A 14,220-nucleotide genomic window follows, 5' to 3' on the forward strand; every position below is an offset into this window, starting at 1 on the left:
TAATTTTGCTTTATGAATTTCAATCAAATTAGGTTATTCCTTTTTTTAATTTTTGCATTTTCCTCATTTTCTTGCTCACATGAGTTAGAACCCAAATATCGTATTGTTTTTCTTCAATGTTGCCACGATGAATGGCGAGATGTAATGAATAGCGAGATGAAAAGAGAGTTAGCATTTCATCCTGAGTTTAAATTGGAAATAATTGAATCTTACAGCGAAACAGAACAACAGATTGAACAAGTCCGTGCAATTGCAAAAGAAGACATTGATTTGCTAATTATTACACCAAACGAAGCAAAGCCACTAACAGCGGCTATCGAAGAAATTTATAAATCAGGCGTTCCAGTTATTTTTGTTGATAGAAAAACTGATTCAGGGCAATATACTGCCTTTATTGGTGCAGATAACTATGAAATTGGTAAAACTACCGGCAAATTTATTTCAAGCCAGTTTAGAGATCGAGGGAATATTATTGAGTTAGAATTAGAAATGACTTCTTCGCCTGCAACTGAAAGACACAGAGGGTTTAAAGATGCTGTAGCAGACGCTCCAAATCTCAAAATAGTAGAATCTGTGGAGATAAAAGATGGATTAACGGATATCAATAATTACTTACCCCGCATTCTAAAGGAACATCCTGAAACCAATATAGTGTTTGCACACACAGATTTCCTTGCTGTAACTGCCTACGAAGTAGCTCAAAAAGTAGAGAAAGCCAAAAGCTTATTCTTTGTGGGCATCGATGCTTTACCTGTTTCAAAAGGAATGCAACAAGTGAAGGAACGAATACTAGATGCTTCATTATTGTATCCAACTGGTGGTGCAGAAGCTATTCAGACTGCAGTGAAAATTTTAAAAAAACAGCCTTTTAAAAAGGAAAATAAGCTTTTGACCAATGTAATAACAGCAGAGAACGTGGATATTATGCTTTCACAAATTGAGAAAATTAAAGAGCAACAAGTAGATATTGAAAGGCAAGTATATCGAATCAATGATTTAAACAAAACCTATTCCTCTCAACGCAATAGACTCTATTTTATGAGTGCATTGTTTATTGGCGTGGTAGTATTGGGTACTTTTTTGTTTTTTTTATTACAAGAAAAACAACAATCAAATATTGTTTTAGCACAACAAAATGATGCCATAAACCGACAAAAAGATGAAATAGAAAAGGTTTCTGAAGTGGCTCGGCAAGCTACAGAAGACAAAATGAGATTCTATTCTTACATTTCTCATGAGTTTAAAACGCCTTTAAGTTTGATACTTACGCCGACAGAAGACCTTATAGAAAGAAAAGCTTATAATGTAAATGAAAGCAAACAAGTACTAGAACTAATCAAAAAAAATGCGAATAGGCTTTTGAAATTGGTTGATCAAGTTCTTGACTTACGAAAAATTGATGCAGGTAAAATTGAGTTAAATGCAGATTTTTATGATTTGGTTAGTTTCAGTAAAGAAATAGTAGATGATTTTAAATTTAAAGCTAAAAATGCCAATATAGACTTACAGTTTATTTGCCCATTTAAAGAACTTCCTTACGAATTCGATGCCGAAAAATTGGATAAAGTACTTTTCAATATTCTTTCGAACGCATTTAAATATACGCCAAATGGTGGATTTATTCATGTGTCTTTGATGAAAAATATAAACAATGTCGAAATAAAAATATCTGACAATGGGGTTGGGATGAGTGAAATAGATAGAGAAAATGCCTTTGAGATGTTCTATCGGGCAAATAAAAATGTATCGCTCGGTACTGGATTGGGTTTAGCACTTTCAAGAGAATTTGTGCATTTGCATAAGGGAGAAATCAGTGTGGAGTCTAAGAAAGATAGTGGGACTTCTTTTATTATTTCATTACCATTATTATTGAATGATTCTCGAAATCAAGTTGCTGATGCACCAGTGTTTGACCATGAAATAGAGACAGAGAAAGTTGAAAAATCAGAGCTTAGGCCATTAGAATCTGATATTTCTTTGGTAATTATTGAAGACAATGCTGAACTTTTGGAGTTCTTAAATGCTAAATTTTCCAAACTTTACAATGTCTATTTAGCCGAAAGTGCGGAAGAGGGTTGGGATAAAATATTGAATTTTGTTCCTGATCTAATTATTAGTGATGTTATGTTGCCCAAACAAGATGGTTTTGAACTTACCCAAAAAGTTAAACAAGATTTCAGAACTTCGCACATTCCTGTAATATTATTAACTGCAAAAGGTAAAATAGAAAGCCAAATAGAGGGGACAAAAGCTGGAGCGGATGCCTATATGGGTAAGCCTTTTAACCAATTGTTATTAGAAGAAAAAGTTAAAAATTTAATTGAAAACCGAGATAGAATGCGGAGAAGGTTTTCAAATGAAATCACTAACCCTGGGAATGTACAGAGTAGCGAACGTAAGTTTTTATTGGATTTTGAATTATTGATCGAAAAATATCTAAATGATAGCACGCTGTCGGTCGAGAAACTAAGTGCTGAGCTGGGCATGTCTCGTGTGCAACTTTACAGGAAAATCACAGCAATAACCAATCACAATGTCAATGATTATATTGCTGAATATAAAATCAAAAAAGCTAAATCGCTTTTGGCAGATGCTTCAAAAAACATTTCCGAAATTGCCTATGAATTAGGGTTTAATAATCCGAGTTATTTCACTACTTTCTTTAAACAAAAAACTAATAAAACTCCTTCTGAATGGCGAAATACCTGATAGCTCTGGCTTGTATTTTGAGTGTTTTAGGATTTGGGTTTATTTCTTTGAACTTTGCTAAAGAGAAATTAAAACCCAATGTGATATTGATTTTAACCGATGATCAAGGTTGGGGAGACTTAAGTTTGCATGGAAATAAGTTTTTAGAAACACCAAATTTAGACCAATTGGCTCGTGAAGGTCTCCAAATCAACAATTTTTATTTAAGTCCGCTATGTGCTCCTACCAGGGCGAGTCTACTGACAGGAAGGTATCATTTGAATACTGGGGTTGTGTCGGTTTCAAAAGGATTGGAAATAATGGACACTGCAGAAACGACCCTTGCTGAAGTTTTTAAAGCAAATGGATATACAACTGGAATTTACGGCAAATGGCACAACGGTGAGCATTTTCCTAATAGGCCAAACGACCAAGGTTTTGATGATTTTTTTGGATTTTGTGCTGGTCATTGGTCTAATTATTTCGATACAGAATTGGAACACAATGGCCAAAAAGAGAAAACAGTGGGGTTCATTACAGATGTTTTGACTGATAAAGCCTTAGGGTTTATAGATAAAAATAAAAATAAACCATTTTTTTGTTATATCCCATTCAATGCCCCGCATAGTCCTTTTCAAGTTCCCGACCGATATTTTGATAAGTACAAAGCAAAAGGATTAGATGACGAACTTTCGTCTATTTATGGAATGGTTGAAAATGTTGATGATAATGTAGCGAGAATCTTTGCTTTTTTGAAAGAGAAAAACCTTGAAGAAAATACAATTGTTATATTCATGACAGATAATGGCCCAAATTCTGTAAGATTTAACGGTCAGCTAAAAGGGATAAAAGGTAGTGTGAATGAAGGTGGAATAAAAGTGCCGTTTTTTATAAAATGGAAAAATCATATTCAAAAAAATAGTGTTTTAGTAAACCGTATAGCTGCACATATTGACGTTTTTCCAACTTTAATAGATTTATGCGATTTAAATAAAATACCCACAAAAAAAATACACGGTGTGAGTCTCGCTAAAGAGATTTTGGAACCTAAAACAAGCATAAAGACAGATAGGAATATTTTTACTCATGTTAACTTTATGAGTTTGCCAGTTGAGCCCAACTCAGGAGGATTTAGAAATAACCAGTATAGGTTTGTTTACGAAAAAGATAAAAATAAACTGTATGATTTATCAAAAGACCCTTATCAACTAAATGATATTGGCTTGTCAAATCCTCAACTCGTAAAAGATTACACCACAACATATATCAACTGGCTTTCTCAATCACTAATCGATTTCAATTCCGAAAGAAAAATAATGCTTTCGAAAAAAGGCGTGTATCTGCCAACTTATGAAGCAAGCCTTACTGATGGCATTAAGTTTAAGGAAGGCCACGGATGGGCTCATGATTGGATAGAGGGATGGAAATCTCCAAATGATGTATTTTATTGGGAAATTGATTGTACCGAATCGGGTAAATATATAATAGAAATGGAATATTTATGTGATGAAGGCGATATAGGTTCTATTATAGCCTGCTCAGTAGGAAATGAAAACAAAGAAGTTAAAATAGAAAAAAGTAAACTGTCTAAAATTCTCAAGAGTCCTGATAGAATAAAACGAAAGGAAGCCTATGAAATAGAAACTTGGGGGAGGATTAACTTTGGAGATTTTAATATTTCAAAAGGTCAAAACAAGGTTTTGATTAAAGGTGTGAAATTAGCAAAAGATAATTTTGCAGAAGTTAAAGGATTGAACATTTCTTATAAATGAGTCAATGTTACAAATTTTACATTTATGTATCATTTCTTCTATTTTGTATGGCCATACAATTATTAAATTACTTATAGTCAATTGGTTAAGATTTTGTTCAATTTTGTAAGTAATTGAAACAATACTGAAAGATTAAGCTTTCTACACAAACTAATTTTGATTCGTAAAAAAACCATAAAAGGTATTATGAATCAAAATCTAAAAATATTCTTCTGGTCTTTGTCCGCTGCTCTGGGCGGTTTTCTTTTCGGATTTGATACCGCTGTAATTTCTGGGGCTGAACAGACGCTTCAAAAACTTTGGAATTCTTCGGCATTTGAACATGGACTCACTGTTTCCATTGCATTAATAGGTACTGTGTTTGGGGCTTTGTTTGGTGGCATACCAGCTGATAAGTATGGAAGAAGGGCCAGTTTAGCCATTGTTGCAGTTTTGTATTTGGTTTCGGCAGTTGGTTCTGCAATGGCGGTAGACTGGTACAGTTTTTTGATTTTTAGACTTTTGGGTGGTTTTGGTGTTGGCATATCCTCGGTGGTGGCTCCCATGTATATTTCAGAGATTGCTCCTCCTTCTAAAAGAGGCTCCTTGGTTGCCTTGTTTCAGTTCAATGTAGTATTAGGTATTTTAGTTTCTTATATTTCAAATTACTTTTTGCAAAATCTCGGAAGCGACGCTTGGCGTTGGATGATGGGAGTTGAAGCCTTACCAGCTATACTGTTTTTGATTACCATCTTTGGCATTCCTGAAAGTCCTAGATGGTTGATTTTGAAAAAAGGATTAACAGAAAAAGCTCGCTCTATTTTAATGATAATAGACTCCTCTGAGGCAGATTCTGTTGTTCAAGCCATTCAAAATACGCACCACACTAATGATTCAAGTTTTAAAAATTTATTTAAATCTGAATACCGAAAGCCGGTATTGTTAGCGGTTTTATTCGCTTTATTTAATCAGCTTTCTGGTATAAATGCCATCATTTATTACGCTCCTAGGGTTTTCGAAATGGCCGGTTTAGGAAAAGAATCGGCTATGTTATCTTCAGCAGGTATTGGTCTGGTAAACCTAATATTTACTTTAATTGGACTTACACTTATCGACAAATTTGGTCGTAAGTTTTTGATGAAAATTGGGTCTATTGGCTTAATCTTTTCCCTAGGTATGGTTGCTTATTCATTTTATACAGATAGCCTAGGTGGAATTAAAGTCCCTATCTTTTTATTTCTTTTCATCGCATTTTTTGCCATGTCCCAAGGAGCAGTCATCTGGGTGTTTATCTCTGAGATATTCCCGAATGAAGTCAGGGCTTATGGTCAATCTTTGGGAAGCTTTACGCACTGGATAGCCGCAGCAGTTATTTCATTTATATTTCCTTATATAGCTCAAACCTTCGGCGGTGGAAATACCTTTTTGTTTTTTGCTTTAATGATGGTTTTACAATTTGTTTTTGTACAGAAAATGATGCCCGAAACAAAGGGAACTTCTCTAGAAGCCTTAAACTGAAATCTTAGAAAAATGGAAAAAGAAAACATAATATGCTTTGGAGAAATGCTTTGGGATATGCTTCCAACTGGTAAAATGCCAGGTGGGGCTCCAATGAATGTTGCTATACATCTTAAAAACTTTGGTTATATTACGTCTATAATAAGCCGAGTTGGAACGGATGATTTAGGAAACGAATTGATGGATTTTGTAAAGGAAAAAGGCCTCAATACAAATTTCATTCAACATGGTCAAACGCATTTGACAGGAGTTGTAAAAGTAAATATGGACGATAAAAATAACGTAAGTTATAAAATCGTAAAACCTGTTGCTTGGGACTATATCCTTTTAGAAAACGATGCACTAGAGGCGGTAAAGAAGTCCGATTGTTTTGTTTTTGGAAGCCTATCTGCAAGATCAGAACAAACATTTGACACGCTAAAAAAACTTTTAAGTATAGCAAAATTTAAGGTTTTAGACATAAATCTACGCACGCCTTATTATGATAAAGAGACCATTGAGTTTTTACTAAATAATACCGATTTATTAAAACTTAACCATTTGGAGATAGATGAAATATCTCAATGGTTTTTTAAACCTGGAACTGTTGAGGAAAACCTAAGGCTTTTGTCAGAAATTTTCAAAATCAAGACAATATGTGTTACGCTAGGCGAAGAAGGTGCACTATTATTACATGAAAATAAAATATACCGCAGTGCTGGATATGAGGTAGACGTGGTGGATACTATTGGAAGTGGCGACTCGTTTCTAGCCTCTTTTATTTCAAATATCCTAAAAAATACCCCAGTTGATATTGCTCTAAATGAGGCTTGTGCCATGGGTGCTTTAGTGGCTACTTACCATGGAGCTTCTCCAAAAATTTCAAAACAAGAAATTCAGAATTTAATGAATAAATCACTCTCTAAGAGTAACGTTTAGCTTACCAAATTTTAACTTATGTACAATTAAAAAACAATTCAAATGATGAAAAAAACTCTATTCTCCTTAATTGTAATGATCCTGTCATTGCAATTGGCGATTGCCCAACGCCAAGTAACAGGGATTGTCCAGGGAGGCGACAACAATGAGCCTTTAGTTGGGGCAAGTGTGTTATTGCCCGGCACTCAAACTGGAACTACCACTGATGTAAACGGAAAGTTTTCATTGTCAGTACCAGAAAATGCATCCACTTTATTAATATCTTTTATAGGCTATACTTCTAAAGAAGTATCAATCAAAGGTATTTCTAATGTTCAAGTGACATTAGAAGTAGGGAAAGAATTATCAGAAGTAGTAGTGGTTGGATATACCACACAGCGTAAAGAAGATTTGACTGGTTCGGTTGCTGTTGTAGAAATGAAACCTATCAAAAACAATAGCTCTGGTAATGTTATGCAAGCTCTACAAGGTAGAGTTCCTGGATTATATATTGAAAAAGACGGTTCGCCGAATGGCTCTAACTCTAGGATTTTAATCAGAGGAGCCAATACTTTGGGAAACAATGACCCTCTTTATGTAATTGATGGTATTCCTACCACTAGACCGGAGGTGTTCCAAAATATGAACCCAGCCAATATAGCATCTGTGCAAGTATTGAAAGATGCATCAGCTGAATCTATCTATGGTTCTAGAGCTTCTAACGGGGTTATCATAGTAACCACTAAAAACGGTGGAGATACAGACGGTAAAATTGCTTTTCAGTTTAATAGTAGCATAGCCGCTCAGTCTGAAAAGTCTATGCGTTTTACAATGTTAAACTCCGTTGATAGAGGTAAAGCTCTATGGCAAGCATCAGTAAATGACGGTCAAGACCCTGCTGCAGGTTATGGAGATATATACAACTATACTTGGAATAATGATTTTGCCAATCCAGTTTTGTCAAGCGTAACTTTGAAGCCATTTGTAGGTGGTGATTCAAATACACCGGTTGGCGATACAGACTGGCAGTCTGTGATGTACAAAACAGGTATCATTACTAAAAATGATTTCACGGCTTCTTATGGTAACAAAAACTCTTCAGTAGAAATCAATTTGGGTCAGTTAAAGAATACGGGTATGCTTCGTTATACAGGATACGAGAGACTAAGTGGTAGTATCAATGCACTTACAAGGGCTTTTAACGATAAGGTGAGATTTGGTACAAACCTTAGAGTTGCTAATTCTAACGAAACACTTACAGCTAGAGATTTGGGTGGAGCTTCTACTACTTTCTTAGCAGTTACTTTGGCACCTACTATTCCAGTTTATCAAGCAGATGGTGTTTCATTCGCTGGGGCGTCTGGAGGTGGATATTCTGATAGAAATAATCCGCTTCACATGCAGAACATTGCAAGATGGAACAATGCCAACAGATTAAGTGCATTTGGAAATGCTTTTTTAGAGATTCAGCCAATTAAAAATTTGTTTTTCAAATCAAATATTGGTGCTGACAATGCTACTTATTTGAGTAAAGTTATCACTCCGACTTTCTCAGAAGGTGCTTTTAACAGAACTACAAATAGCCTTTCTTTTGATCAAAACAAATACCTAAGTACTACTTGGTCAAATACTTTAAGATATGACTGGACAATTGATACCAAAAACAATTTGAAATTCTTAGTAGGAACAGAATTTATCAAAACAGACTTAGATTTTCAGTTTACTAAAAAAGAAGGATATGCACTTCAAACAGAAGAGTATTTTACTTTAAATGCAGGTACAGGAAATACAACAGTTAATGGTGGATCTACAGGAAACCGACTTTTCTCACAATTTACTAGAATAGACTATAACCACGGAGATAAATATTTGGCTGCGGTTACTTTACGTAGAGATGGTTCTTCAAGGTTCGGTCAAGATAACCGTTATGGTATTTTTCCAGCAGCATCATTAGGCTGGAGATTGGACAAAGAAAGCTTTATGCAAAATGCAAGTAAATTTGACGAGTTAAAGCTTAGAGTAGGAGTAGGTAGGGTAGGAAATCAACAGATTGGTGACTTGGCAAGATTTGGTTTGTTTGATACACGTTATGGCACTACTCAAGCACAATTGGTGGGTGGTTTTTGGGAGCAATACATGAACATCGGTACTGCCTATTCGCTGTCAGGAGCTAATACAGGTACACTTCCATCTGGTTTTGTACAAACACAAGCTGCTAACTCGGGCCTGAAATGGGAAACTACAGATGAGATAAACGTTGGAATGGATGTAGCACTTTTGAACAATAAAATATTTGGATCATTCGACTATTTTACGCGTAAAACTTCTGGAATTTTAATAACACCTCCAGTTGCGGCTACTTTAGGTGAAGGTCAAACAAGAGCAGTAAATGGTGCATCTAAGTCGAATAAAGGTTGGGAGTTTATGGCCGGATACAGAGGCAGTGCAGATAATGGCTTGAAATATACGCTTACTGCAAACATTACCCACTTTAGAGATAAAATCACAGAACTTCCTGAAAATGTACGTCCGGCTTATGCTGGTAACATCGAAAATACAATTATTGGTCATTCACAATTCGATATTTTTGGATACAAAACTGCCGGTTTATTTCAATCACAAGCTGAAGTTGATGCTGCTCCTACGCAAATTGGTGCTGGCCCTGGTAGAATCAAATATGTTGATGTGAATAATGACGGAGTTATCAATTCAAATGACCAAACATGGATTGGTACTACTTTACCTGCCGCAGAATACGGATTAAGAGTGGATATGACTTATAAAAAATTCGATTTGACAGTTTTTGGGTCTGGAGTTGCTGGTCGCAAAGGATTTGATGTTTATACAGTTTTTAACAATCTAATGAGAGGTCGTGAAAATGTTGGGCCTGGGGTATTTAACGCATGGACTACCCAAAATACGGATACCACAGTACCAGCTCTTACCCTAAAAGATAATAATAACGAAGGACGTACTTCTGATTATTTCATAGTGAATACTTCTTATTTCAAATTAAGAAATACTCAATTAGGATATAACATTACGCCAAAGTCAATATTTACTAATCTTAGAGTTTATGGAATGGCTGATAACCTATTTTGGATTAAAAGTAAGAGCTATCTAAGCCCAGATCCAGAGCGTATTGACTTGGACCCTGTTCCGATTCCTAAGACTTTTACTTTTGGAATTAACGCATCATTTTAATACTTAAATTTTAGAAATCAATCATGAAAAAAAATATTATATTAGGCTTTTTGACAGTCGGTGTTTTTGCTGTCACCTCTTGCGACAAAGCACTAGACTATACACCTACTGGTGTTTTGTCTTCTTCTGATCTTACTTCTACTAGTGCCATTGATGGTTTAGTAACGGCGGCATACGCTGCTATTGGAAATGGCGATATGATCGGGCCAATCTATAGCAACTGGGTATATGGAAGTGTTCGCTCTGACGACACTTACAAAGGCGGCGGCGGAACAGGCGACGTAGGCGAGATAGATGCGATGGAGCACTATAATTTGGTTCAGCCAAATATGGATGCTTTTGTAACTAGAACTTGGAGAAACTTATTCAAGTCTATTTCTAGATGTAACGTGGCCCTTCGTGCTGTAAATGGACTTGATGAAACTGCATATCCAGAGAAAAAAATCAGATTGGCTGAATTGCGTTTTCTTAGAGCACATAGTTATTTTACTATGAAATTATTATACAAAAACATTCCAGTTTTTGATGAAAATGCTACCCAAGAAGAGATATTAAAAGTATCGAATGATTTGACCAATGATGCTTCTTGGAATAAAATTGGGGAAGATTTCCAATTTGCTATTGACAATTTGCCTGTTAGCCAACCAGAAATGGCCAGAGCTAATAAAACAGCGGCACAGGCTTATCTAGCTAAACTTAGATTGTATCAAGCTTATGAGCAAGATGCTAGCCACAAAGTGACAAATATCAATAAGACCAGGCTACAAGAAGTAGTGACCTTGGCTCAGGCAGTAGTAAGTTCTGGTAAATATAGTTTGGCAGCCGATATAGCTGACAATTTTGTACCAGAAACAGAAAACGGTTCAGAGTCAGTTTTTGCAATTCAATTTACTGTAAATGACGGTACTACCGCAGGTAGAATGAGCTACGAAGACGGCTTGAATTACCCACACGGTGCTCCTCAATACGGATGTTGTGGATTCCATGCTGGTAGCCAAAACCTTGTAAATGCACATACCACAGACGCAAACGGATGGCCTAATTTTGATACTTTCAATAACCAAATAGCTGATTTATCAACAGCTACTGTTGATCCAAGACTAGACCACACGGTAGGTATTGATGGGCATCCATATAAGTATGACAATTCTTTGCCTTTTAGCAATAGTTGGGTACGTGATGCAGGAGTTTATGGAAATTTCCATACTATGAGGTTTCAACAGCAAGCCTCTAGCGGTTCATATTTCAAGTTAGGGCCATTTATGGGTACTGCTAAAAATTATGATATTCTTAGATATGATGATATATTGTTGATTTTGGCAGAAGCTTATATTCAATTAGATCAGCAAGAATCAGCACTTCCGCTTATTAATCAAGTAAGACAAAGAGCAGCCAATAGTACTGCTAAACTAAAAAAGGCAGACGGCACATTTGCTTCTAAGTATAACGTAAAACCATATACCACCACAGGTTGGACTAAGGATTTTGCATTTAAAGCATTGCAATGGGAGCGAAGAATGGAGTTCGCAACAGAGGGTTCAAGATTTTTTGATTTAGTAAGATGGGGAATTGCAGAATCAGTTTTGAATGATTACATCAATAAAGAAAAGGTAAGAAGAACATTCCTAAGTACGGCTAAATTTACGGCGGGTCGTGACGAATATTTGCCAATTCCTCAAGCGGAGATCACATTTACCAACGGTTTGTACAAACAAAACCCTGGATATTAAATCACTATTATAGGTTAATAGATTGAAGTAGTTTTTTGAATGGTAGTAGTTAGTTTACTATTACCATTTTTTTAAATCTTTGTAAGCTAAAATTTAATTATGTTATTAGCCTAATTTTTAAATATTCGTTAAAAGTAATAGCTTTTAAGTGTTCCAGTTTTCAATTAATTTCATAATATCTCATTGACATTGGAAGTATTTTGTTATTTTACTAATTTTCGGAATTTATAAAAGAGAATTTCGCCTAAACGGAAAATATATTATGAATATTAAAGTAATAGCCCTATTCATCCTTTCAATTGGAATGTATAGCTGCACAAAAAAAAACTCAGAAACCCGAAAGATGGACGAAAAATATCGGCCACAAATTCACTTCACGCCTGAGGCAAAATGGATGAATGACCCAAATGGTATGGTATATTTTGAAGGTGAATACCATCTGTTTTATCAATATTACCCTGATTCAACTGTTTGGGGACCTATGCATTGGGGGCATGCAGTTAGTCCTGATTTGGTACATTGGGAGCATTTGCCTGTGGCCATTTATCCTGATTCTTTGGGTTGGATCTTTTCGGGTTCAGCCGTAATTGACTGGAACAATACTACCAAACTTGGCAAAGATGGTAAGCCAGCCATGATTGCCATTTATACTTATCACAATAGTGTATTGGAAAAAGAAGGCAGAAACGATTTTCAATATCAAGGTTTAGCTTACAGTTTAGATAAAGGAAGAACTTGGACTAAATATGAGAAAAATCCAGTTTTACCCAATCCTGGAATTCGGGATTTTAGAGATCCAAAAGTTAGCTGGGACGAAGAACATAAAAAATGGATAATGATACTAGCGGTGGTTGATCATACCGAAATCTATTCGTCAGATGATTTATTATCTTGGAAAAAAGAAAGCGAGTTTGGCAAAAACTTAGGTGCCCACGGTGGTGTTTGGGAATGCCCAGATTTGTTTCCAATGAAAGACCCAGATGGTCAAAGCAAATGGGTAATGCTGGTAAGTGTGAATCCTGGTGCTCCAAATGGTGGCTCGGGTACGCAATATTTCGTTGGTGATTTTGACGGTCATACCTTTGTTACAACACAAAAAGATGCCAAATGGATGGATTATGGCAAAGATAATTATGCTGGTGTAACCTGGAGCGATGTACCTAAATCTGATGGCAGAAGATTGTTTTTGGGTTGGATGAACAATTGGCAATATGCCAGAGACATTCCAACTGGTATATGGCGTGGGGCAGGTACTTTACCAAGGTCTTTGGACTTAGTTTCGGAAAATGGCGATTATTTTATTGCTTCGCATCCTGTTGCTGAACTTGAAAAGCTAATTGAGAATACGGAGGAAATAGCTCCACTTGAAGTTAAAGGTATAAGCCCGCTAAAAAAAGACATTAAACTTCCCATGACCATAAACTTGACTTATAATAACATCTCGGGAAATGTCGAAAACTTTGGATTAATACTATCTAATGACAATAATGAGCAAGTAAAAATAGGCTACGATAAAATTAAGAAAGCTTTTTTTGTTGACAATACCCTGAATGGCTGGCAAAGCCCCAACAAGGATTTTGCGATTATAAGTTATGCACCATATGTTTTAAAAACCGGGAAAGTGAACTTAAGACTGTTTTTAGATCGATCATCTTTGGAATTGTTTGCTGATGATGATAAAGTTGTTTTTACTAATCAGTTTTTTTCATCTGAGCAATATTCTAAGATCGAGGCATTTTCACAAAACGGCGAGGTTAAGTTGAGTGATATAAAAATTAATACGCTAAAGCGAATTTGGTAGAGTTTATAAGAATTTTGAAAACTTACTTAAAGATTAGAAAGTCTTTGGGTAAGTTTTTATTTTAAAATAGTAATTGAATTTATAGAATTGGATAAGTGATGAGTTTAATTTACTGAATCTATAGATTTCCACAATTAGAATTTCTCCTTTGTCTTGGTATATCTTGTGATCTTTATTTTTTTCTTATGAGAAATAGCTTATTCTTCTAACAATTGAAATCTATTTCCTCCTTCTATTCTTTCCCATTCAGTGCCGATCGGTTTTTTTAGTAACGGAATAATTGCTCTGTCAAAATTAGCAACAGTATTTACATCATACAACATTACATTTTCTAGATTGTCAACATAATCTTCATCTTCTGTGCCTGAATAAAAACGCCATCCTGTATCAAACTCGTCAGTTGGTTCTTCACGGTACATGTATCCAATCTTCATTCCTTCTTCGGTAATTTTTTTTGAAGCGTAACATGTGCCTCCTGTAGGTACCAAGTCTTCGAATTCTGCTATTTTCAAATTCAGTTTGCTCATTTTTTATTAAATAGTTAGGCAAAAATAGTTTAAATAAATGCTCTTTTTTTACTTTTAATGAAAAAGCTCAAGCAATATCTTGGTTTGATATTACTTGACCATTT

At 35.4% G+C, this 14,220-nt stretch carries 8 protein-coding genes; 7 read left to right on the top strand and 1 reads right to left on the bottom strand.

All coding sequences use genetic code 11. The features are described 5' to 3' along the window. Positions 1 to 12 precede the first annotated feature (12 nt). The 7 genes from EGI22_RS04965 to EGI22_RS04995 all read left to right on the top strand — a co-directional run bounded on the left by EGI22_RS04965 (position 13) and on the right by EGI22_RS04995 (position 13,589). On the top strand, positions 13 to 2,709 hold the full coding sequence (locus tag EGI22_RS04965; protein WP_369010867.1) for a substrate-binding domain-containing protein: 2,697 nt from the start codon (positions 13 to 15) through the stop codon (positions 2,707 to 2,709). After that, positions 2,694 to 4,460 (top strand): arylsulfatase, encoded by a 1,767-nt coding sequence (locus EGI22_RS04970; RefSeq protein WP_255066765.1) that lies wholly within the window; start codon positions 2,694 to 2,696, stop codon positions 4,458 to 4,460. The genes EGI22_RS04965 and EGI22_RS04970 overlap by 16 nt, the downstream gene beginning before the upstream one ends. A gap of 183 nt (positions 4,461 to 4,643) precedes the next feature. Then, on the top strand, positions 4,644 to 5,957 hold the full coding sequence (locus EGI22_RS04975; protein WP_255066906.1) for a sugar porter family MFS transporter: 1,314 nt from the start codon (positions 4,644 to 4,646) through the stop codon (positions 5,955 to 5,957). A 12-nt stretch (positions 5,958 to 5,969) separates the two neighbouring features. Next, the gene (locus EGI22_RS04980; protein ID WP_255066768.1) at positions 5,970 to 6,875 is read left to right on the top strand and encodes a carbohydrate kinase; all 906 of its coding nucleotides are present in this window, start codon (positions 5,970 to 5,972) and stop codon (positions 6,873 to 6,875) included. Between the two features lie 42 nt (positions 6,876 to 6,917). Continuing rightward, complete coding sequence (locus EGI22_RS04985; protein WP_310588126.1) at positions 6,918 to 10,058, top strand: SusC/RagA family TonB-linked outer membrane protein; 3,141 nt, start codon at positions 6,918 to 6,920, stop codon at positions 10,056 to 10,058. Positions 10,059 to 10,081: 23 nt separating this feature from the next. Further along, positions 10,082 to 11,788 (top strand): RagB/SusD family nutrient uptake outer membrane protein, encoded by a 1,707-nt coding sequence (locus tag EGI22_RS04990; protein ID WP_255066770.1) that lies wholly within the window; start codon positions 10,082 to 10,084, stop codon positions 11,786 to 11,788. 262 nt (positions 11,789 to 12,050) lie between these two features. Then, entirely contained in the window at positions 12,051 to 13,589 is a 1,539-nt protein-coding gene (locus tag EGI22_RS04995) for a glycoside hydrolase family 32 protein (protein WP_255066772.1), read from the top strand. Positions 13,590 to 13,786: 197 nt separating this feature from the next. On the opposite strand, the gene EGI22_RS05000 is transcribed toward EGI22_RS04995, so the two are convergent. Beyond that, positions 13,787 to 14,116 (bottom strand): DUF2185 domain-containing protein, encoded by a 330-nt coding sequence (locus EGI22_RS05000; protein WP_255066773.1) that lies wholly within the window; start codon positions 14,114 to 14,116, stop codon positions 13,787 to 13,789. Positions 14,117 to 14,220 lie beyond the last annotated feature (104 nt).

It is taken from the genome of Lacihabitans sp. LS3-19 (assembly GCF_024343575.1).
GTDB lineage: Bacteria > Bacteroidota > Bacteroidia > Cytophagales > Spirosomataceae > Leadbetterella.